The sequence below is a fragment of the Burkholderiales bacterium genome, assembly GCA_036262035.1.
Lineage (GTDB): Bacteria > Pseudomonadota > Gammaproteobacteria > Burkholderiales > SG8-41 > JAQGMV01.
This window is the reverse complement of record DATAJS010000018.1, coordinates 85,180-105,510: the sequence shown is the minus strand read 5'-3', so window position 1 is coordinate 105,510 and position 20,331 is coordinate 85,180. Positions and strand designations below refer to the sequence as shown.

Annotated in this window: 23 protein-coding genes; 13 read left to right on the top strand and 10 right to left on the bottom strand. The window is 66.2% G+C overall.

What is annotated here, in order from left to right; translation table 11 throughout:
• Positions 1-26 precede the first annotated feature (26 nt).
• From VHP37_20965 to VHP37_20945, 5 genes are read left to right on the top strand one after another with little or no spacing between them, the layout of a single operon-like run.
• Positions 27-821 carry an endo alpha-1,4 polygalactosaminidase gene (locus VHP37_20965; GenBank protein ID HEX2828835.1) on the top strand — a complete coding sequence of 265 codons (795 nt, stop codon included), beginning with the start codon at positions 27-29 and terminating at the stop codon, positions 819-821.
• Positions 814-1,782, top strand: coding sequence for a tripartite tricarboxylate transporter substrate-binding protein (locus VHP37_20960; protein HEX2828834.1), 969 nt, complete (start codon positions 814-816; stop codon positions 1,780-1,782). Before VHP37_20965 ends, VHP37_20960 begins: the two co-directional genes overlap by 8 nt.
• A 22-nt stretch (positions 1,783-1,804) precedes the next feature.
• Complete coding sequence (locus tag VHP37_20955; GenBank protein HEX2828833.1) at positions 1,805-2,413, top strand: DUF1080 domain-containing protein; 609 nt, start codon at positions 1,805-1,807, stop codon at positions 2,411-2,413.
• Positions 2,414-2,421: 8 nt separating this feature from the next.
• The gene (locus tag VHP37_20950; GenBank protein HEX2828832.1) at positions 2,422-3,381 is read left to right on the top strand and encodes a tripartite tricarboxylate transporter substrate binding protein; all 960 of its coding nucleotides are present in this window, start codon (positions 2,422-2,424) and stop codon (positions 3,379-3,381) included.
• Positions 3,382-3,383: 2 nt separating this feature from the next.
• Positions 3,384-4,367 (top strand): tripartite tricarboxylate transporter substrate binding protein, encoded by a 984-nt coding sequence (locus VHP37_20945; GenBank protein HEX2828831.1) that lies wholly within the window; start codon positions 3,384-3,386, stop codon positions 4,365-4,367.
• Between the two features lie 169 nt (positions 4,368-4,536).
• Here the strand turns inward: VHP37_20945 and VHP37_20940 are convergent, their stop codons facing one another.
• The 9 genes from VHP37_20940 to sat are packed head-to-tail and all read right to left on the bottom strand — an operon-like array spanning position 4,537 to position 11,812.
• Positions 4,537-5,895, bottom strand: a complete 1,359-nt coding sequence (locus VHP37_20940; GenBank protein HEX2828830.1) for a serine hydrolase — start codon at positions 5,893-5,895, stop codon at positions 4,537-4,539.
• Positions 5,896-5,897: 2 nt separating this feature from the next.
• Positions 5,898-6,056 (bottom strand): hypothetical protein, encoded by a 159-nt coding sequence (locus VHP37_20935; GenBank protein HEX2828829.1) that lies wholly within the window; start codon positions 6,054-6,056, stop codon positions 5,898-5,900.
• A gap of 13 nt (positions 6,057-6,069) precedes the next feature.
• Positions 6,070-6,579 carry a hypothetical protein gene (locus tag VHP37_20930; GenBank protein HEX2828828.1) on the bottom strand — a complete coding sequence of 170 codons (510 nt, stop codon included), beginning with the start codon at positions 6,577-6,579 and terminating at the stop codon, positions 6,070-6,072.
• Positions 6,580-6,584: 5 nt separating this feature from the next.
• The gene (locus VHP37_20925; GenBank protein HEX2828827.1) at positions 6,585-6,935 is read right to left on the bottom strand and encodes a hypothetical protein; all 351 of its coding nucleotides are present in this window, start codon (positions 6,933-6,935) and stop codon (positions 6,585-6,587) included.
• A complete protein-coding gene (gene aprA, locus VHP37_20920; GenBank protein HEX2828826.1) occupies positions 6,922-8,829 on the bottom strand; it encodes an adenylyl-sulfate reductase subunit alpha in 1,908 nt (635 codons plus the stop codon). The genes VHP37_20925 and aprA overlap by 14 nt, the downstream gene beginning before the upstream one ends.
• Positions 8,829-9,308 (bottom strand): adenylyl-sulfate reductase subunit beta, encoded by a 480-nt coding sequence (aprB, locus tag VHP37_20915; GenBank protein ID HEX2828825.1) that lies wholly within the window; start codon positions 9,306-9,308, stop codon positions 8,829-8,831. The genes aprA and aprB overlap by 1 nt, the downstream gene beginning before the upstream one ends.
• A gap of 11 nt (positions 9,309-9,319) precedes the next feature.
• Positions 9,320-10,138 (bottom strand): hypothetical protein, encoded by an 819-nt coding sequence (locus VHP37_20910; protein HEX2828824.1) that lies wholly within the window; start codon positions 10,136-10,138, stop codon positions 9,320-9,322.
• Between the two features lie 58 nt (positions 10,139-10,196).
• Positions 10,197-10,580, bottom strand: coding sequence for an HIT family protein (locus VHP37_20905; protein HEX2828823.1), 384 nt, complete (start codon positions 10,578-10,580; stop codon positions 10,197-10,199).
• Positions 10,577-11,812: a sulfate adenylyltransferase gene (sat, locus tag VHP37_20900; GenBank protein ID HEX2828822.1), complete on the bottom strand. Its 1,236-nt coding sequence runs from the start codon at positions 11,810-11,812 to the stop codon at positions 10,577-10,579. The genes VHP37_20905 and sat overlap by 4 nt, the downstream gene beginning before the upstream one ends.
• Positions 11,813-11,944: 132 nt before the next feature.
• On the opposite strand from sat, the gene VHP37_20895 reads away from it, so the two are divergent.
• The 5 genes from VHP37_20895 to VHP37_20875 all read left to right on the top strand — a co-directional run bounded on the left by VHP37_20895 (position 11,945) and on the right by VHP37_20875 (position 17,561).
• Positions 11,945-14,854 carry a molybdopterin oxidoreductase family protein gene (locus tag VHP37_20895; GenBank protein ID HEX2828821.1) on the top strand — a complete coding sequence of 970 codons (2,910 nt, stop codon included), beginning with the start codon at positions 11,945-11,947 and terminating at the stop codon, positions 14,852-14,854.
• 213 nt (positions 14,855-15,067) lie between these two features.
• Entirely contained in the window at positions 15,068-15,799 is a 732-nt protein-coding gene (locus VHP37_20890; protein HEX2828820.1) for a 4Fe-4S dicluster domain-containing protein, read from the top strand.
• Between the two features lie 9 nt (positions 15,800-15,808).
• Positions 15,809-16,747, top strand: coding sequence for a DmsC/YnfH family molybdoenzyme membrane anchor subunit (locus VHP37_20885; GenBank protein HEX2828819.1), 939 nt, complete (start codon positions 15,809-15,811; stop codon positions 16,745-16,747).
• Positions 16,748-16,837: 90 nt separating this feature from the next.
• Positions 16,838-17,155 (top strand): DUF883 family protein, encoded by a 318-nt coding sequence (locus VHP37_20880; GenBank protein ID HEX2828818.1) that lies wholly within the window; start codon positions 16,838-16,840, stop codon positions 17,153-17,155.
• Between the two features lie 10 nt (positions 17,156-17,165).
• Entirely contained in the window at positions 17,166-17,561 is a 396-nt protein-coding gene (locus tag VHP37_20875) for a phage holin family protein (GenBank protein HEX2828817.1), read from the top strand.
• A 1-nt stretch (position 17,562) separates the two neighbouring features.
• On the opposite strand, the gene VHP37_20870 is transcribed toward VHP37_20875, so the two are convergent.
• The gene (locus tag VHP37_20870; GenBank protein HEX2828816.1) at positions 17,563-17,829 is read right to left on the bottom strand and encodes a hypothetical protein; all 267 of its coding nucleotides are present in this window, start codon (positions 17,827-17,829) and stop codon (positions 17,563-17,565) included.
• Positions 17,830-17,981: 152 nt separating this feature from the next.
• Between VHP37_20870 and VHP37_20865 the strand changes: the two genes are divergently transcribed.
• The 3 genes from VHP37_20865 to VHP37_20855 all read left to right on the top strand — a co-directional run bounded on the left by VHP37_20865 (position 17,982) and on the right by VHP37_20855 (position 20,285).
• Positions 17,982-19,223: an alpha-hydroxy acid oxidase gene (locus VHP37_20865; GenBank protein ID HEX2828815.1), complete on the top strand. Its 1,242-nt coding sequence runs from the start codon at positions 17,982-17,984 to the stop codon at positions 19,221-19,223.
• A gap of 6 nt (positions 19,224-19,229) precedes the next feature.
• Complete coding sequence (locus tag VHP37_20860) at positions 19,230-19,838, top strand: DUF2726 domain-containing protein (protein ID HEX2828814.1); 609 nt, start codon at positions 19,230-19,232, stop codon at positions 19,836-19,838.
• Positions 19,839-20,078: 240 nt separating this feature from the next.
• Complete coding sequence (locus VHP37_20855; protein ID HEX2828813.1) at positions 20,079-20,285, top strand: cold-shock protein; 207 nt, start codon at positions 20,079-20,081, stop codon at positions 20,283-20,285.
• Positions 20,286-20,331: the final 46 nt, after the last annotated feature.

Here is a 20,331-nt window from a genome sequence, read left to right as displayed (position 1 = left end):
AGATGGCGCAAAAAGAAGGGGGACGTATGTTCGAGAGCTTTCAGTATCAGCTCCAGAAAGAGCGTTTCCAGCCGATCCTCGACTCCCAGGCCGATCTCGTCATCGTCGACATCGACGACTCGCGATTCACGCCCGCGCAGGTCGCCGAGATCGCGGCGAAAAAGACGGTCCTCTCCTATCTGTCGGTCGGCCAGGCGTCGAACGTCCGCTGGTATTGGGACAAGAGCTGGGTCGACGGCAACGGCGATCCGGTCGCCGGACGCGCGCCGGGCTGGCTCGGTCCCAGGAACGCGCACTGGGCCGGCGCCTACGAGGTGCGCTACTGGGAGCCCGAGTGGCTCGCCATCCTCCAGCAGGGCATAGGCCGCATCCTCGACGCAGGCTATGACGGCGTGGTGTACGACGCGGTCGACGCGTTCGGACACTGGGGCACGGTCGGCGGCGCGCCCGACCTCATGAAGCAGCTCGTCATGCAGCTCATGGACTACGGCCGGTCCAGAAAGCCCGACTACGTCGGCATTCCCAACTCGGGTTACCCGCTCGTCGTCGACGAGGACTACCTGGCGTCGATCAGCGCGCAGCTCGCCGAATCGGTGTTCTTCAAGGACGGTATGCCGCGCCCGGAAGGCGAGAGCGATTGGGCGATCAAGTATCTCAACCGCGTCACCGAAGCCGGCAAGCCGGTCCTGCTCATCGAATACCTCGCGGCGCAGGCCCCGCGGCAGGCGGCCTGCGCCAAGGCGCGCGCCTGGGGCTACGTCCCCTACATGGCGCGCCAGCAGCTCGACACGCTCGAGCCGACGTGGCAGAGCTATGCGTGATCTCGCGCTGATCTGCGCGGCGCTGTGCTGCGCGACTCACGCGCAGGCGCAAACGCCCGTACAGTGGCCTGCGAAACCGATCCGCACGCTGGTCGGCGCGCCCGCGGGCGGCACCTCGGACATCCTGGTGCGGCTCGTCGGCGGCAAGCTCGCCGAGACATGGGGGCAGCAGGTGATCTCCGATCCGCGTCCCGGCGCCAACGGCAACATCGCGGTCGAGATGCTGGTGCGCGCGCCGGCCGACGGCTACACGCTGATGCTGATGGACATCGGCAACCTCGCCATCAGCCCGAGCATGTACACCAGGCTCCCGTTCGACGTCATCCGCGACGTGGCGACGGTCTGCACCGTCACGTACTCGCCGTATCTGCTGACCACGCATCCGAGCGTGCCGGTGAAGACCGTCGCGGAGCTGATCGCGCTGGCGAAGAAGAATCCCGGCAAGCTCAATGTGCCCGTCGGCCTCGGCAGCGCGATCCACATGTCGACGCTCCACATGCAGCAGCGCGTCGGCACCAAGTGGGAGTACATCCCGACCAAGGGCGGCCAGAGCTCGGTGGTGTCGGTGATGACCGGCGACGGCGATTTCCTGCTGATGGGCGTCGTCCAGACGTGGGTGCACGTGAAGAGCGGCAAGTTGAAGCTGATCGCGGTGTCGAGCGAGCAGCGCGATCCGATGTTCCCGAACGTGCCGACCGTCGGCGAGACGCCGGGGCTCGAAGGCTACAGCGCGGGCTCGTGGCAGGGCATCATCGCACCCGCGAAGCTCTCGCCGGAGATCGTCAACAGGATCTACAACGAGGTGAAGCGCGTCGTCGCGCTGCCGGAGGTTTCGGAGAAGCTCACGTCGCTCGGCTCGCGGCCGCAGGTGAAGACGCCGCAGGAGACGGGCAAGTGGCTCGCAACCGAAAAAGAGAAGTGGGCCAGGGTGGTGAAGGAGAGCGGTTACAAGATCGAGTAAACATCTCACCAGGGGAGGTCGCATGAAAAAGATCGCTTGCACGTTGTTGCTGATCGCCGCGGGGATCGTCGCGGGCTGCACGCATTACCACTACCTGCCCGCCCAGGGCTGGGTCACGCTGATCGACGGCACCTCGGGCATGGAGAACTTCGAGCTCTCGGGCAGCCCCGCGAAGTGGCAGGCGACCGACGGCGCGATCTGGGCCGACGGCGCGGCGCCCAAGGGCGGCGCGAGCGTGCTCGTCACCAAGAAGAGCTACAAGAACTTCGAGCTGCACGTCGAGTTCTACGCCGGCCACGACACCAACAGCGGCATCTACATCCGCGCGCCGAACCCGAAACAGGTGAACACCGCGAGCGGCGCGTACGAAGTGCAGATCTGGGACAAGAACCCGAATCCCGCGTACAGCACCGGCAGTCTCGTGAACGTCGCCCAGGTGCAGCCGATCTACAAGGCCGGGGGCCGCTGGAACAAGTTCGAGATCTTCGCGGAAGGTCCGAACATCACCGTGAGGCTCAACGGGCAGGTCACGGTGCACACCGTCAACAGCAAGTCGCCCGAAGGCCGCATCGGCATCCAGTTCAACGGGGGACCGATCAAGGTCAGCAAGATGCTCATCAAAGAGCTGTAAGCGCGGCGATGGTTCGCTGCCCGCGAGTCATCCTCGCCGTCGCCGCGCTGGCCGCGGCGACGGCGGCCGCACAGCAGTATCCCAGCCGCCCGGTGCGCTTCGTCGTGCCGTTCCCGCCGGGCGGCACCGCCGATTACGTGGCGCGCATGGTCGCACCGGGCCTCACGCAGTCGCTCGGGCAGCAGGTGCTCGTCGACAACCGTCCCGGCGGCGACGGCGCGGTCGCGGGACAGATCGTGACCAAATCGGCGCCCGACGGGCACACGATCTTCTTCGGCACCAACAGCCCGATGTCGGCGGTGCCGGCGCTGCATCGCAAGCCGCCGTACGATTCGCTCGCCGACTTCACGCCGGTCGGGCTCATCGGCCGCTTCACGTTCTTCCTCTTCGTTCCGGCGAGCCTGCCGGCGAAGACGCTGAAAGAGCTGATCGATTACGCGAAAGCCAACCCCGGCAAGCTCAACTACGGCACCGGCAACACGACCGCGATCGTGGCGAGCGCGCAGTTCAAAAGCCTCGCCGGCATCGACGTCCAGCACATCCCGTACAAAGGCGACGCGCCGACGACCGCGGACATGCTCGGCGGCACGGTGCACATGGCGTTCATGACCCTGGTGCCGGGTTTCGCGCAAGTGAAGGAAGGCCGGCTGCGCGTGCTCGCGGTGCTGCTGCCCAAGCGCAGCGCGGTCGCGCCGGACGTGCCGACGATCGCCGAAGCGGGCATGCCGGGCGTGTCGCTCACGCCGTGGGCGGGTCTCTTCGGCCCGGCGAAGCTGCCGCCGCGCATCGTCGAGCGGCTGTCGCACGATCTCTCGGCTGTCCTCTCGCGCGCCGACATCCGCGAGCAGCTCGGACGCCAGGGCTTCGAAGTGCAGTCGTCGACCGCGGCCGAGATGGACCGTTACAACCGGGAGCAGCTCGCCGCGTGGAAGCGGGTCATCCTCGAAGCCAAGATCCCGATGGAGTGACGATGCGCTTCACCCGACGCCGATTCCTGAAGGCGAGCGCGATCGCGCTGACCGCAAGCGCCGGGCTTGCGCATGCGCAGGCGTATCCCACGCGGCCGGTGCGCCTCGTCATTCCGTTTCCGCCCGGCGGCGCTTTCGACGCGGTCGGTCGGCCGTGGGCGGATCGCGTGAAACAGCACCTCGGCACGATCGTCGTCGAGAACATCGGAGGCGGCGGCTCGTCGATCGGCGCGTCGGCCGCGGCGCGCGCGAAGCCCGACGGCTACACCCTGCTCCTCGGCGGGACGCAGACCCACGTCAACGAGGCGCTGCTGAAGACGAAACCGCTGTACGACCCGGTGAAGGACCTCGATCCGATCGTCGCGGTCGCGGCGTATCCGCTCGCGATCGCGGTGCATCCTTCGCTGCCGATGCGCAATCTGAAAGAGCTCGTCGCTTACGCGAAAGCGAATCCGGGCAAGCTCTCGTACGGACACGCGGGGCTGGGCTCGATCCAGCACCTCACCGGGGAGCTCTTCAAGTCGCTCGCGGGCACGCAGGCGATTGTGCAGGTGCCGTATCGAGGCACCGGTCCGGCGATCACCGACCTCATCGGCGGCCAGATCCCCGTGGCGATACTCGGGCTGACCGGGCAGGTGATCGAGCTCCATCGCGCGGGACGCATGCGCGTGCTCGCGCTGACGAGCCCCAAGCGGCTTGCCGCGGTGCCTGATCTCCCGACCGCGGCGGAGCTCGGTTTTCCCAAGCTCAATGTGAGGGGCTGGATCGGATTGCTCGCGCCCGCGGGCACGCCGCAAGGCGTGATCGATCGCGTCGCGCAGGCGAGCCGCGCGGCGCTCGCCGAGCGCGCGTGGCAGCAGATGCTGTCCGAAGCGGGCATGGAGGCCGCGCTCGATTCCAATCCCGAGCACTTCAGGAAAGTGCTCGCCGCCGACGTCGCGCTGTGGACGCCGGTGGTGCAGGCGATCGGGGTGAAGGTCGACTGATTACGACCGTCATTCCCGACCGCGCGCTGCCGACGCGACATTGTCGCGTCGTCCCGGACCTGTCCGCGGCAGCGGACGCGATCCGGGAGCCATTTTGAATCACGTCAAAATGGGTCCCCGCCTTCGCGGGGATGACGCTGCGCGTCACCTACGCGGGAATGACGGGTGGTCAGTTCCCGCGCTGCGTTACTTCCAGCGCAGCAAGCACGTCGCGCACGAACGCTGCGTGATCCCACGCGCCGCGGTGGCGCGTGCGGCCGAGTCGGACGATCACCGTATCGCGCGCGGGCACGATGGTGACGAACTGGCCTTCGTGGCCGACGGCGTGGAAAGCGTTCGCGGGCAGCTCGCGATTCGTCCCGGCATAGTGGTCCGGCACGGCGAGCCAGAAGTGCGCGCCGAAATGCCGCTGCGGATCGGCCGGCGCCGGCGTCGTCGTGTAGGCGACCCAGCCTTCGGGCAGGATGCGCTCGCCGTTCCACACGCCGTCCTGAAGATAAAGTTGGCCGAAGCGCGCCCAGTCGCGCGCGGTCGCGAGCAGGTACGACGATCCCACGAAGTTGCCTGCGGCGTCGGTCTCCATGACCGCGCTCGCCATGCCGACACGATCGAACAGCGCGCGCCGCGGGAACGAGAGGTATTCCGCGTCGTCGCGCATCGCGCTGCGCAGCGTGCGCGCGATGAGGTTCGTCGTGGCGTTCGAGTAGCGGTACACGGTCCCCGGCGGCGCTTCGAGCTTGCGGCTCGCGGCGAAGGCCGCGACGTCGCCCGATCCGAAGAGCATGCGCATCACGTCCGAGTCGACGCTCGTCACGCCTTCGTCGACGCGTAGCCCGCTCTCCATGCGCAGCAGGTGATCGAGCGTGATCGCGGCGCGCGGATCGTCGCGCTCGCGCCATTCGGGCGCGGATACCGGCGCCGCGAGGGTGAGCCGCCCTTCGCGCACGAGGATGCCGACGAGCGCATTGGTCACGCTCTTGGCCATCGACCAGCCGGGCAGCGGCGTGTCTCGCGAGATGCCCGCCGCGTAGCGTTCGGCGACGACGCGGCCGCCGCGCATCACGACGACCGCGAGCGTGCGCCGTGGATGCGAAGGGTCGGGCTCTTCGAAAGCGCGCGCGACGACGGCGTCGAGCGGCGGACGCGGCGAGTCGCTCGAGGGCAGCGGCGACGCGGGTTTCGGCGGCGCCGCCGCGACGGGCAGGGCAGGCGGCGTCAAACCGCCGAGCACGAGCGTGCAGCCGAGGCCTTCGCGATAGACCGCTTCGCGCTTCACGCCGAGGAAATCGGCCGCGACCGATTTCGCCGCCGCATCGATGTGCGCGTCGACGTGCCTCAGCACCGCGAAATCGCCGGTCTCGAGATCGGCGGCTATCGACTCGGGCGTGAGATGGGACGCGAAGACGCCCGAGCACAGCGTCTTCGCCTTGTGGCCGACGGCGGCGGGCAGCGCACGGCTCCCATACCATCCGGCGAACGCAAGGAGCGCGAAGAGAACGGCGGCGCCGCCGAGCGCGGCGCGCCGCACGGTCAGGGTTTCTTCGGGGTCTTGTACTCGACTTCCTTGTGGAACGGCTTCCAGACGGTCTCGTAGCCGACGAACCCCTTTTCGTTCGGCGCCTTCTGACGCGTCGTATAGAAGCGCGTCTGGCCGTCAGGAACCTTGGGTGTAGGCTTTTGCTCGCTCATCGGTCACTCCTCTTCAAAGCGGTCTCATCGTCGACGGATCGATGTCCGGTGGTGCGGCCGAAGCTCCACCGGCTTTCATCTCTTCGTCGGTAGCAAAGCGCACGGTCAGGATCTCGAGCCTGAAGACGACTTCCCTCCCGCACAGCGGGTTGTTGCCGTCGACGGTCAGCGTCTCGTCGTCCATCCGCGTCACGATGAAGCTGCGGGTCTGGCCCTTGTCGTTCTCCATGAGGATGGCGGTGCCGACCTGCCGATACGCCTCGGGGACGTTCTCCAGCGCATCGGTAAAGACGAGCGACTCGTCCCGCGGGCCGAAGATGCGATTGCCGTCGATGGGCACCTCGATGACGTCGCCGGCGCATTTGCCCTCCAGCTCCCGATGGACCGAAGGCGCAAGCACTTCGTTGTATCCGTGAACGTAGCCCAGCGGGAATTCCACCCCGGTGAGGACGTGCCCGGATTTGCGGTCGGTCACCGTGTAGGTGAGCTCGACGAACTTGCCGTCGCAGATGGCTGTACTCATGCCGGTCAGAAGATCGACGCCCCGAAGATCCTGACCTCGCCCTCTTCGTAACCGAGGACGAGCCTGCCGAGCCATTCGCCCGGTTTGCGGGTGCTGCGCTGCCGATAGAGAACCGTCACGTGCTCGCCGCGGCGGATGATGCCGAGAAAGTCGGCTTCTTCCGACAGGTTCCTCGCGAGCTCGCTGTTCGCGAACTGGTGATTCACCGTGACCTGGTTCATGGCGAGCGCGAGCGACCTCGCGAACTTCTGGACGAACGCGTCGTACTGGCCTTCGTTGGAGAACTTGAGGAGATCGCGCCACAGCGGATCGGCCAGGGCGCGGATCTCCTCGTCGGTCTTTTCAATGATGTTCAACGCGAGCTTCTGCCTTCGGCTCTGTGACTTCGGTGTCGGCGACCAGGTGATAGCACGGCGCCTTCTCCATGGTGTACTCGCCGGTTTCAGGATCGCGGCGCGACACGGTCAGCACGTGCCAGTTCTCGTCGTCCACTTTCATGACGTCCCCGCGATAGTAGTAACCCGGCCAGCGCGTCTCCTTGCGGAACAGCGTGTGCTGCGTGACGCACTCCGCGGCGCGGTGGCGGTGCTTGAGCTCCCATGCACGCAGCAGCTCGTGCAGGTCCTTGGCGGCCACGCTTTCGAGATCCTCCTCCATGATCTTGAGCTTCTTCAGGCAGATGTTGAGGAGCTTCTCGTTGGTCATGTAGCCGACGGTGTAGCCGCCGCAATACTCGTCCATGAGCTTCTGCAGGCGGTCGAGGCCCTGTTGCGGATTGATGTAGTGCGGGTTGACGCTGCCCGCCACGACCGCGTTGCGGTAGATCCGGTAATGCTCGAGGGGCTTGTAGATCTCCTTCCGGCGGCGCTCGATCTGCGCGGCGGATACGACGATGCCTTCGGCCTTGCCGTCGTCGATGTATTTGCACGCGGCCTTCGCGGCGAGGCGGCCTTCGGTGAACGAGCCGGACGAAAAGGCGTGCGGCGTGCCGCCGACCGCGTCGCCGGCGCCGAACAGGCCTTCGATCGTCGTCATGCGGTTGTAGCCCCAGAAATACTCGGGCGGGGAGACGTCCTCGGGGCCCGAGCACCACGCGCCGGAGCACGTCGCGTGGGAGCCCATGACGTACGGCTCGGACGTGGTCAGCTCGGGATTCTCGTTCTTGGGATCCACGTCGGTGGCGGCCCACAGGACCGCCTGGCCGACGGTCATGCCGAGGAAGTTCTCCCAGCCGACCTCTTCCAGGTGCGGGTCCTGGAACGCGTGCATGGTGACCATGTGGATGGGGCCGCGGCCGGCGGCGACTTCCTGGATGATGCAATGGTTACGCAGGCACGTCGGGATGGGTCGATGGGTGAGGTGCGAGACTTCGGGGTCGAGATACTCCTTGCCGACCATCTTCTGCAGCGCGGGGAACCACTTCGATTCGTACTCTTCGCCCAGCGCGTTCTGCGTATAGGTCTTCAGGTGCAGGAAGTACGCGCCGACCGGCCCGTAACCGTCCTTGAAGCGCGCCAGCACGATCCGGTTTTCCATCTGCGTCATCTTGGCGCCGGCGTTGATCATCAGCCCGTAGGCCGACGCGGACGACCACGGCGCGTACCAGGTGCGGCCTGCGCCTTCGCCCGTCGAGCGCGGCTTGAAGATGTTGGACGCGCCGCCCGCGCCGCAGATCACGGCCTTGGACTTGAAGACGTGATAGTTGCCGGTGCGCACGTTGAAGCCGACCGCGCCCGCCACCCTGTTGGGCTTGCTCTCATCCATCAGCAGGTGCGTGACGCAGATGCGGTTGAAGACCTTGTCCGCCGATTTCTTGGCGGCCTCGGCCACGATGGGCTTGTAGGACTCGCCGTGGATCATGATCTGCCATCGCCCTTCGCGCAGATAGCGCCCGGTTTTCGGGTCCTTCATGATGGGCAGGCCCCACTCCTCGAACTGGTGCACGGTGGAGTCGACGTGGCGGGCCATGTCGAACAGCAGGTCTTCGCGCACCAGCCCCATCAGGTCGATGCGGGCGTACTGGACATGATCTTCGGGATTGTTCTCGCCCCAGCGGGTGCCCATGTAGCAGTTGATGGCGTACAGCCCCTGGGCGACCGCGCCGGAGCGGTCGATGTTCGCCTTCTCGGCGATGACGATCTTTTTCTTCTGGCCCCAGAACCGGGCCTCCCATGCGGCGCCGGTGCCGCCAAGCCCTGCACCGACGACCAGTACATCGATGCCCTCTTCGACGATCGTTTTAGTGCCCATCAGTAGTACACGCCTTTCTTCAGCTTGAGGCCCGCGTCCTTGAGCGTGCGCAAGGCCCCGTCGTCCATGCGGATCCATTTCGGCTCGTTGTAGAGCAGTTGGCTGTCGCGTTGTTCGTTACTGGGCGCGGGGACCTCCGCGAGCTTGGGGATCGCCGTGCCCCAGGGCTTCGTGGTGATGGGCGAGAGGAAGTTCTTTTCGGTGCCGTCGCGGAACTTGATCCGCCAGGCGATCGTGCCTTTCTGCTCGTCGCGGTCGACGCGAACGCTGTGGCCGAGCGGGGCGAAATCGGCATAGCCGCGCACGTCGATCGCATGCTGGGGACACGCCTTCACGCAGGAGTAGCACTCCCAGCACATGTTCGGCTCGATGTTGTAGGCGCGACGATAGGTCTCGTCGATGTGCATGATGTCCGAGGGACAGATGTCGACGCAGTGTCCGCATCCGTCGCACCTCGTCATGTAGACAAAGGTAGGCATGAGTCCTCCTCCTAGTAGTGGCGGGGCGCTTCGCGCTTGATGCCGAGGCCCATGTCCATCGGAGCGTTCTGCAGGAGCTCCATGGAGTGGCGTTTTTGCTGCTCGGGATCGTCACGCGTCTGCAGCGGCAGGTTCTCGGCCGTGCCGTTGGCCCTGGAGACCCGCTTGTCGAAGGCCGCCGCGGGCTTGAAGAACATGTGGGCGAACTTCGACCACGGCACCCCGAAGAAGAGCACCGCGGTGGCGAGGAGGTAGAGCCAGAAGAGCACGCCGTTGCGGGCGCCCAGCCAGGCCCAGATGACGCCGAGCGTGACGCTCGCGAGCAGCGACAGGACGAACAGGTCCGCGCGCACGATGCGCAAAGGCGAGCGGCCCTCGGCCGCGACGTCGACGCGGATGAAGAACCAGAACCAGTAGCCGCCGACCAGCACCATCGCGGCGCCGATCCACCACACGACCGGCCATACGCCCGCCGCGGTCGTCGCGGGATAGGCGAACACCATCACCGCGGTGGCGAGGATGTAGAGGATGAAGCCGTACATGCCGAGCAGGTGCGCGATACGGCGCTTCTGATTGCAGAATTCACCCGAGGCGAGCACGTCGACCACCGCGGTCTGCACCGCGATCGACACGAGCTCGCCGCCGCCGACCTCGCGGCCCTTGGCGCGCGCCTTCGTCATGTTGTCGAAGAAGTAGCGGGCGCTGCCCTTGTGGATGATGTCGAAAAGCGTCCCGGCCACCACGGCCACGGCCATCACCACCAGGAAGCCCTGCAGGAAGCCGTCGGGCAGCGACGTGCCCACCACGGCGAACGGATTGATGCTCAGCATTTCATGCTCCTCCTCCTCTTGCGCCCGATTGTATGGAGGCAGTCGGGCGTTGTCGGGTCTAGTTTTTCCAGTACTCGGCTTTCCGCGGAAAGATCCAGCGCACGCCGCCTCGCGGATCGTCGGTGTCGCCCCGGTAACGCGGGATCAGGTGGACGTGCACGTGCATGACGGTCTGGCCCGCCGCAGCGCCGTCGTTGATCCCGATGTTGTAGCCGTCGGGCGCGTGCTCGCGATCGAGCGCCGCCTTGGCTTCATCGATCAGCCCGAGCATCGCGACCCGCTCGTCGGACGTGAGCTCGAAGAACGACGCGACGTGACGTCGCGGGACGATCAGCGCATGGCCTTTGGTGAGCGGAAAGCTGTCCGTGACGGCGACCGCGAGGGCGTGAGAGGCGATGATCTCGCGGTCCTTGGCGGGACAGAAAGGGCAGTCGCGCTTCACGGCCGCGCGATTTCCTCGCGCGCCGAACGCTCGGTCGCTTCCACGTCCGCGCGCTTACCCGCTTCGAGCGACGCATAGTACTTCCGCAGGATCTCGAGCACTTCGGGCCGGCTGAACTCCGACGGCACCTTCGTTCCTTCCGATAACCATTTGCGGAGCTGCGTGCCGGAAACCTGCAGCTGTTGCTCGGGGCCGTGGGGACACGTGCGGTCCGAGGCCATGCCGCCGCACGCATAGCAGTAGAACGTCACCCCGAGCTTGATCGGCTGCGTCTCGAGCGAGCCGCGCGGAATCTCGTCGAAGATGTGCTGCGAATCGAACGGGCCGTAAAAGCTGCCCACGCCCGCGTGGTCCCTTCCTACGATCAGATGCGAGCAGCCGTAGTTCTGCCGGAATACCGCGTGGAGCAGGGCTTCACGCGGACCGGCGTAGCGCATGTCGAGCGGATAGCCCGCCTGCACCACGGTGCCTTTGACGAAGTACTTGTCTATCAGCGCGGCGATCGCCTCGGTGCGCACTTCGGCCGGGATGTCGCCGGGCTTCACCGCGCCGAGCAGCGAATGCACGAGCACGCCGTCGCACGTTTCGATCGCGATCTTCGCGAGATATTCGTGCGAGCGATGCATCGGGTTGCGCGTCTGGAAAGCCGCGACTTTCGACCAGCCGAGGCGCTCGAACTCGGCGCGGGTCTCGGCGGGCGTCTTGAAGAGCCTGCCGTATTTCGCCTTGAAACCGCCGTCGGACAACACCTTGAGCGGCCCCGCGATGTTGATGTCGCCCTGCGCGAGCACCATTTTCACGCCGGGGTGCGCGGGATCGGTGGTGCGGAAGACGTTGAGACACTCGTGCGCCTTGTCGATGCGGTACTTTTCGGTGACCGCCATCGTCGCCAGGATGTCGTCGGTCTCCGGATCGACCAGCGCGATGTCGCCGCCGGGCTCGATACGCCTGGCGTCCGCATCGCTCGCCGACAGGGTGATCGGGATCGGCCAGAACGTTCCGTCGGCGATGTGGTACGCGTCGCACACGACGCGCCAATCGGCGTGGCCCATGAATCCGGGAAGCGGCGTGAACCCGCCGATTCCCATCATGATGATGTCGCCGCGCTCGCGTGAGCTGACGCGCAGCCTGGGCAGCGAGCGCGCGCGGTCGAGCTCGGCGGCATGGGCGGCGCCGCTGAGGAGCAGGGGTTTGAGGTCGGTTCCGCCGTGGGGTCTTACGAGAGCAGGCATGCCCCGAGTAAACCGGGCTCCGGCCGCTGGGCGCAAGAGGGATTTTCTGATCGTGCGATAAGTCACACTGATTCGACCCGGGCCCGCGTGCCCCGTAAAATCGCCGCCTTTGTCCGCGCCGCCCCCCTCCAAGTGCCTGAATCCGAAGCCGCAATCCTCAAAGAACCGCAGGAGATCAAGACCACCACGTGCTACATGTGCGCGTGCCGTTGCGGCATCCGCGTGCATCTGCGCGGCGGCGAGGTGCGTTACATCGACGGCAATCCCGACCACCCGATCAACAAAGGGGTGATCTGCGCCAAAGGGGCTTCGGGGATCATGAAACAGTATTCCCCGGCCCGGCTCACGCGGCCGCTGAAGCGCAAAGCCGGCGCGGAGCGCGGCGCGGGCGAGTTCGAGCCGATCTCGTGGGAAGAAGCCTTCACTACGCTCGCCGAGCGTCTCGCGAAAATCCGTTCCACCGATCCCAAGAAGTTCGCGTTCTTCACCGGCCGCGACCAGATGCAGGCGCTGACCGGTTTGTTCGCGCGCCAGTTCGGCACGCCGAACTACGCCGCGCACGGCGGCTTCTGTTCGGTGAACATGGCCGCCGGCATGATTTACACGATCGGGGGCTCGTTCTGGGAGTTCGGCGGTCCCGACCTCGACCGCGCCAAGCTCTTCGTGATGATCGGCACCGCCGAGGACCATCACTCCAACCCGCTGAAGATCGCGATCTCGAAGTTCAAGCGCCGCGGCGGGCGTTTCGTCTCGATCAACCCGGTGCGCACCGGTTATTCCGCGATCGCCGACGAATGGGTGCCGATCCGGCCGGGCACCGACGGCGCGCTCATCCTCGCGCTCACGCACGAGATCATCAACACCGGGCTCTACGACCGGCCGTTCCTCGCGCGCTACACCAACGCCGGCTATCTCATCGACATGGATCCCGACAGCGAGCGCTTCGGCCTGCCGGTGCGCAGCGGCGAGGATCCCCGTCACGGCAATCCGTATTTCGAGCACGACGAGATGTGGTGGGACCGCACCCGCAACATCCCGGTCGTGAATCACACGCCCGACACCGATCCGGCGCTCGCGGGCGAGTTCGCGATGCCGGGCAGCGACCGGCCGGTCAAACCCGCGTTCCAGCTCCTCATGGACCGCGTGAAGCAGTACACGCCGGAATGGGCCGCCGAGATCACGGGCATACCGGCCGAAACGATCCGCAGGCTTGCGCACGAGATCGGCATCACCGCGCGCGACGAGAAGATCGAGCTGCCGGTGCCGTGGACCGACAGCTGGGGCGTCGAGCACGAAACCGTGACGGGCAATCCGGTCGCGTTCCACGCCATGCGCGGTCTCGCGGCGCATTCCAACGGCTTCCAGACGATCCGTGCGCTCGCGATCCTGATGTCGATCCTCGGCACCATCGACCGTCCCGGCGGATTCCGCCACAAGGCGCCGTTCCCGCGCGCGATCCCGCCGACCGCCAAACCGCCCGCCGGACCCGAAGCGGTGAAGCCCGACACACCGCTCGGCGGCCTGGTGCTCGGCTGGCCCGCGGGTCCGGAAGATCTCTTCGTCGACGCCGAAGGCAAGCCGGTCCGCATCGACAAGGCGTTCTCGTGGGAGTACCCGCTCGCGGTGCACGGGATGATGCACAACGTCATCACCAACGCGTGGCGCGGCGATCCGTACCCCATCGACACGCTGATGATCTTCATGGCCAACATGGCGTGGAACTCGGCGATGAACACCACCGGGACGCGCCGCATGCTGAACGACAAGCACGAGAACGGCGAGTACCGCATCCCGTTCATCGTGGTGTGCGACGCGTTCCAGTCCGAGATGACGGCGTACGCCGATCTCATCCTGCCCGACACGACCTACCTCGAGCGCCACGACGTGATGTCGATGCTGGACCGGCCGATCTCCGAGTTCGACGGGCCGTGCGACTCGGTGCGCATCCCGGTGGTGCCGCCCAAGGGCGAGTGCAAGCCTTTCCAGGAAGTGCTGATCGAGCTCGGCACGCGCCTGAAGCTGCCGGCGTTCCTGACCAAGGAAGGCGAGCGCAAGTATCGCGACTATCCCGATTTCATCGTCAACTTCGAGACCGAGCCCGGCTCGGGCATCGGCTTTCTCTCGGGATGGCGCGGGAAGGGCGGCGAGAAGTCGATGCGCGGCGAGCCCAATCCGAAGCAGTGGGAGATGTACGCGCAGAACAACTGCGCGTTCCACTACCGGTTGCCGCGCTCGTACCAGTACATGAGGAACTGGAACAAGGGCTATCACGAATGGGCGGCGCGCACGCGGCTGCGGCGTTTCCCGGACCCGATCGTGCTGCGGCTGTATTCGGAGGTGCTGCAGAAATTCCGTCTCGCCGCGCAGGGCAAAGGGCATTCGCCCAAGCGTCCGCCGCCGGAGCTGGCCGCGCGCATCGAGCAGCACTTCGACCCGCTGCCGTTCTACTCGCCGCCGCTCGAGATGCAGGCGACCGACACCACGCGCTACCCGCTCGCCGCCGTCACGCAGCGGCCGATGGCGATGTATCACTCGTGGGATTCGCAGAACGCCTGGCTGCGCCAGATCCACACCCACAACTATCTCTACGTCAATCCGAAGATGGCTTCGGCTCTGGGCATAGCCGACGGCGACTGGATCTGGGTCGAGTCGATGCACGGCAAGGTGCGCTGCATGTGCCGCTACAGCGAAGCGGTCGAGCCCGGCACGGTATGGACGTGGAACGCCATCGGCAAGGCGCGCGGCGCATGGGCGCTGACGCCCGAGGCCAACGAGTCGCGCAACGGCTTCCTGCTCAACCACCTGATCTCGGAAGAGCTCCCCGCGACCGACGGCGCCGGCGCTCGCATGTCCAACTCCGACCCGGTCACCGGCCAGGCCGGCTGGTACGACGTGCGCGTGCGCATCTACAAGGCCGGCGAGGACGAGCCGAAGGAAAGCTGGCCGCAGTTCGACGCGCAGCCGGTCGCGCCCGGCATGAACCCGGTGCGCAAGCTCTGGCAGGCCTTCTTCGCCGGCACGGGTGAATGGCGCAGCAGGTGAAGCTGCGCTTCACCTGCTGCGCTTCGCGCGGATAAACGCCAAGGAGGGAAACCAAGGTTTCCCTCCTTGAACCTCCTTTCCTTTTGTCTATGACACAACTGCGATGAATATTTCAAATAACCGTTCCCTCCCCCTCAGGGGGAGGGTTAGGGTGGGGGTGGGTTTCACCCGTTCACCCGTTCACGCGTTCACCCGTTCACGCTTTTCAAGACAATGACTCAACTCGCCCTAGTCATCGACCTCAACGTCTGCGTCGGCTGTCACGCGTGCGTGACGAGCTGCAAGGAATGGAACACCTCGGGGCAGGCGGGCTCGCTCGTCGACGAGCGTCCGTACGACCGCGATCCGACCGGCACCTTCTTCAACCGCGTGCAGACCTTCGAGGTCGGCGAGTTCCCGAACACGCAGACGGTGCATTTCCCGAAGTCGTGCCTGCACTGCGAAGACCCGCCGTGCGTGCCGGTGTGCCCGACGGGCGCCTCGTTCAAGCGCGAGTCGGACGGGCTGGTGCTCGTCGACTACGACAAGTGCATCGGCTGCAAGTACTGCGCTTGGGCGTGCCCCTACGGCGTGCGCGAGCTCGACGAGCAGCGCAAGGTCATGGGCAAGTGCACCCTGTGCGTCGACCGCATCGACGACACCGCGCTGCCCGAGGCGGACCGGAAGCCCGCGTGCGTCCTCGCGTGCCCGACCAACGCGCGGCTCTTCGGCGACATCCACGATCCCGAGTCGGTCGTGTCCAAGGCGATCCGCGAGAACGGCGGCTACCAGCTCATGCCGGAGTGGGGCACGCATCCCGCGAACCACTACCTGCCGCGCCGCAAGACCGAGATCCGCATCGACCAAGAAGAGCTCGAGCGCGCGGACAACCCGCTGAAGATCGACGGGCTGCTGCCCAAGCCGAGAGTGAGCGACGCGTCGATCGAGGACGTGACGTCGTGGTGAAGTCGTAACATGCATCCGGCTTTTTCCGTCATCTTCCTCACCACCCTGATCGGCGTCGGCCAGGGCCTGTTCGTCGCGCTGTTCGCGGCCGAAGGGGCCGCGCGCATCGGGTGGATCGCGCAACCTGCGCCGCAGTTCTATTCGAACGGCAGCTTCATCGCGCTCGCATTCCTCGCCGGCGGTCTCGTCGCGTCGTTCTTCCACCTGGGCCGTCCCGAGCGCGCATGGCGCGCGGCGGCGATGTGGCGCACGTCGTGGCTGTCGCGCGAGGTGATCGTGCTGCCGGCGTTCATGGCGGCGGTGCTGGCCTACGGGCTGATGCACGCCGCGGCGCTCGACGCGACGCTCGCGGTCGGCTGCGCCGGGCTGGTGCTGTGCGCAGCGCTCTTCATCTGCACCGGCATGATTTACGCGTGCATCAAGTTCCTGCAGGAATGGGCGACATCGCTCACGATCGTGAGCTTCACCCTGCTCGGGCTCGCCTCCGGATTCACGTTCGCGGCCGCTTACGCGGTGCTCGCCGCGCCCGCGCTCGCCGCGCCTCTCGCACAGGCGGCGATCGCTTTCACCGCGCTGGGGCTGCTCAACCGCGTCGCGACCCTGGTGCGCAACGCGAGGCTCAAGCCGAAGTCGACATTACAAACCGCGATCGGCGTGAAGCACCCGAAGATCCAGCAGAAATCCCAGGGTTTCATGGGCGGTTCTTTCAACACCCGGGAGTTTTTTCACGGCAGGGCGGCGGCGGTCGTGCGCGCAGTGAAGTGGGGCTTCCTGCTGTGCGCGTTCCCGGTGCCCGCCGCGCTGCTTGCCGCAGCCATCGCGTCCGGCTCTTCCGTCCTCATGGCCGCCGCGTTCGTCGTGCAGTATGCGGGGCTGCTCGCCGAGCGCTGGTTCTTCTTCGCGCAGGCGCGCCATCCGCAGAATCTCTATTACCAGGTCATCTCGTAGCAGTCCGCTGTCATGCCGATGGGCACGGCGGTTGATAGTGGGGGTGAAACTCGGTAGCCTAACTTTCCCACCCCGCAACGAGGAACCATCATGAGCGAAAATCCCGCCCCGGCCGAACGCGATTCAGAAGTCTCCGACGTGCGCTCCGTGCTGTCGAACGCCGCACAGGACCTCATGCGCGCAGCCACCGCGCAGACCGGCGAGACCGTGATGATGGCTCGCGCGCGCATCCAGGACAGCCTCGACATGGCGCGCGCCAAGCTCGCCGACGCAGACGCGCTCGTGAGGGAGCGCGCCCGCCAGGCTGCGCAATACACCGACGAATACGTCCGCGAGAACCCGTGGCGCGCGATCGGCATCGCCGCCGGTATAGGGCTCGTCCTCGGACTGATCCTCAGCCGCAAGTAGCGCTTCGATAATGGCGCTCAACGCGAAGACGCCGCAGCCCGCTTCCCCGGGGCTGCTCGTCTCGCTGCGTCGCGCGGGCTCCGCGCTCGCGGCGCTGCTCCACTCCCGCTTCGAGCTGTTCACGCGCGAGCTTCAGCGCGAGCGCATCCTCGCGACGCGCCTGCTGATCAAGGGCGTGATGGCGCTGTTCTTCTTCGCCCTCGGCATGCTCACGCTGACGCTGTTCGTCATCGTGATGTTCTGGGATACGCACCGGCTGGAGGCGATCGGCGGGATCACGCTGGTCTACCTCGCCGTCGCGGTCGCGCTGGCGCTGTCCGCCAAAGGCGAGGCCGGGCGCGTGGCCCGGCCCTTCGCTTCGACGCTCGCGGAACTGAAGAAGGACCGCGAGCACTTCCACCGCTAGCTCATTTCGCGCCTCCCGCCGCCGAACCCGGCGTGCCGCCGGGCGGCGGCTGCGTCGCGCTCGCGGACGCATCGGCGGGCAGGCTGGGCGGCGGGCCCTTCGGCGCTTCGACCGAGGGCTGCGTCCCGGGCGCCGACGGCTGCACGTTCGGCGTGGTGTTGTCTTTTTGACCGGGCAGAGGCAGCAAGCCCGCGAACAGCAATATGACGATCGCGACCACCGCGATGATGATCCACGTCGATTTCGAGCTTCGCTTCGTGTCGGCCATGGTCCTCGTTCCCGTTCCGTTTTTGCGGTACGCCGTTCCAGCAAGCGTGGTGCCGCGTGTGATCCAGTGCCCACTGCGCCTCTTTCAAAACTCGCTAAAATAAACACTTAAACGCGCCCGGCGAGGCGCCGGGCACGAGAAGGGAGAGCGCGATGGCGGGCAGGAACACACTGGGTGCGTACAACATCTTCGATCTTCGCGACCAGGCGCTGTCGCGCGTGCCGAAGGGACTCTTCGAGTTCGTCGACCGCGGCACCGAGGACGAGGTCTCGCTGCGCAACAACCGCGCGGTGTTCGAGAAGATCAAGTTCAAGCCGCGCACGCTCGTCGACGTCTCCAGGCGCAGCCAGGAGATCACGCTCCTCGGCCAGAAGCAGAAGATGCCGATCTGCATCGCGCCGACCGGCACCGCGGGGTTGATGTGGCACGAGGGCGAGATCGCGCTGGCGCGCGCCGCGAAGGAAGCGGGCATCCCGTTCACGCTCGCGACGGGCTCGATGACCTCGATGGAGCGCGTCGCCCAGGAAGCCGGCGGGCGCCTGTGGTTCCAGCTCTACATGTGGCCCGACAAATCGATGTCGCACGCGCTCGTCGAGCGCGCGCGGGCCGCGGGCTACGAGGCGCTCATCGTCACCGTCGACGGCGCGGTGTCGCCCAACCGCGAATACAACCTGCGCAACGGTTTTACGATTCCCTTCACGTTCACGCGCAAGAACATCACCGACGTGCTGATGCACCCGCGCTGGCTGTTGGGCGTGCTGGCGAAGTACATGATGACGACCGGCATGCCGCGCTACGAGAACTACCCGAGCGAGATCAAGTACAAGGTCACCGCGGCGCCGATGGGGCGCTCGCAGATGAAGAACGACTCGCTCAACTGGGAAGACCTGAAGGTGCTGCGCAAGATGTGGCCGGGCACGCTGATCGTCAAAGGCCTCGCCCATCCGCACGACGCGGTGATGGCGGCCGACTGCGGCGCCGACGGCGTCGTGGTGTCGAACCACGGCGGGCGCAACCTCGACGGGTCGATGGCGCCGCTCGAAGCGCTGCCCGACGTGGTGGAGGCGATCAAGGGCCGCATTCCGGTGATCGTCGACAGCGGCTTTCGCCGCGGCTCGGACGTCGTCAAGGCGCTCGCGCTCGGCGCGAGCGCGGTGCTGATCGGACGCGCCACGCTCTACGGCGTCGCGGCCGGCGGTTACGACGGGGCGACGCGCGCGATCGACCTGTTGCGCGAAGAGATCGGCCGCGTGATGGCGCTGCTCGGCGTCAACACGATCGAAGAGCTCGGCCCGGAGCTCCTGCACTTCACCGACAACACCTTCCGGCGTCCGCTGCAGCGCGCCGACCTGAAGCTGCTCGATACCGCACGTGCAGCCGCGGCCGAAGGCTAGGGCGTCTTGGTCCTGATCTACATAGTACTGGCGCTGCTGCCGATCGCGGCAGTCGGTTACATCGTCTGGGACCACAAGCGCAAAGCCGCGCAGCGCGAGGCGATGAGCGCGGGCCGCATGGAGGAGCTGCTCGGCATCGCGCAGCAGGCCGCGCGCGGCGGCGCGATCGAGCCGAGCCTCGCCCCGACGCCGCGCGAGCCGGCGCCGCCTCCGGTGACCTTCGTGCTCCGCGAGCGCTTTCTCTCACCGCCGCAGACGCTGCTCTACTATCTGCTCAAGACCGGACTTCCCGATTACCTCGTCGTCGCTCAGGTGCCGGTCGCCTCGCTGCTCGATCCCGCGCCCAATCTCGCGGCCTACGCGCGTGAAGAGCAGGCACGCACCTTCGCGCGCCACACGGTCGACTTCGCCATACTCGACAAGAGCACGCGGCCGGTCGCTGCGGTGGTGATGGGCGGCCCGGCGGATCCGGCGCGCGGCGCCGCGTCGCAGATGAAGGCGTGGCTCACCACCGTCGGCCTGCGCTACATCGAGCTCGACGCCGCGCAACTGCCGCGAAAAGAAGCGGTGCGCGCGCTCGTGCTGGGCGCCGAAGCGGCGAGCGTAACGACCTGACGCAAACGCCCTGCGTGGGAGCCAAATCCTTTGCGCGACACGCCTTTTGACGGGCGTCCGCGGCTCGCCTGATTTTTCTTGACGGACGGCGGAAAAGCGGTATACCGTGAAGTCGTGTTTAGTTCTGAGTACTAGAGAATGTCGACTCCTTCGTTGCCTGGTGTTGGTTCTTCGGCGCTTGGAAATTAAACATCGGTTGGGGGAACCCCTCGTTTAATTTCTTTTTTGAGGAAGCACCAGATGGCAACTGGCACCGTGAAGTGGTTCAATGATTCCAAGGGTTTCGGTTTCATAACGCCCGACGGCGGTGGCGAAGACCTCTTCGCACATTTCTCCGCGATCAACATGCCCGGCTTCAAGACGCTGAAAGAAGGCCAGAAGGTCTCTTTCGAAGTCACCCAGGGCAACAAAGGCAAGAAGCAGGCGAGCAACATCCAGGCAATCTAGCCTCGACCTTCTCCATTGAATCGGCCGGACTCGAAACTGTCCGGCT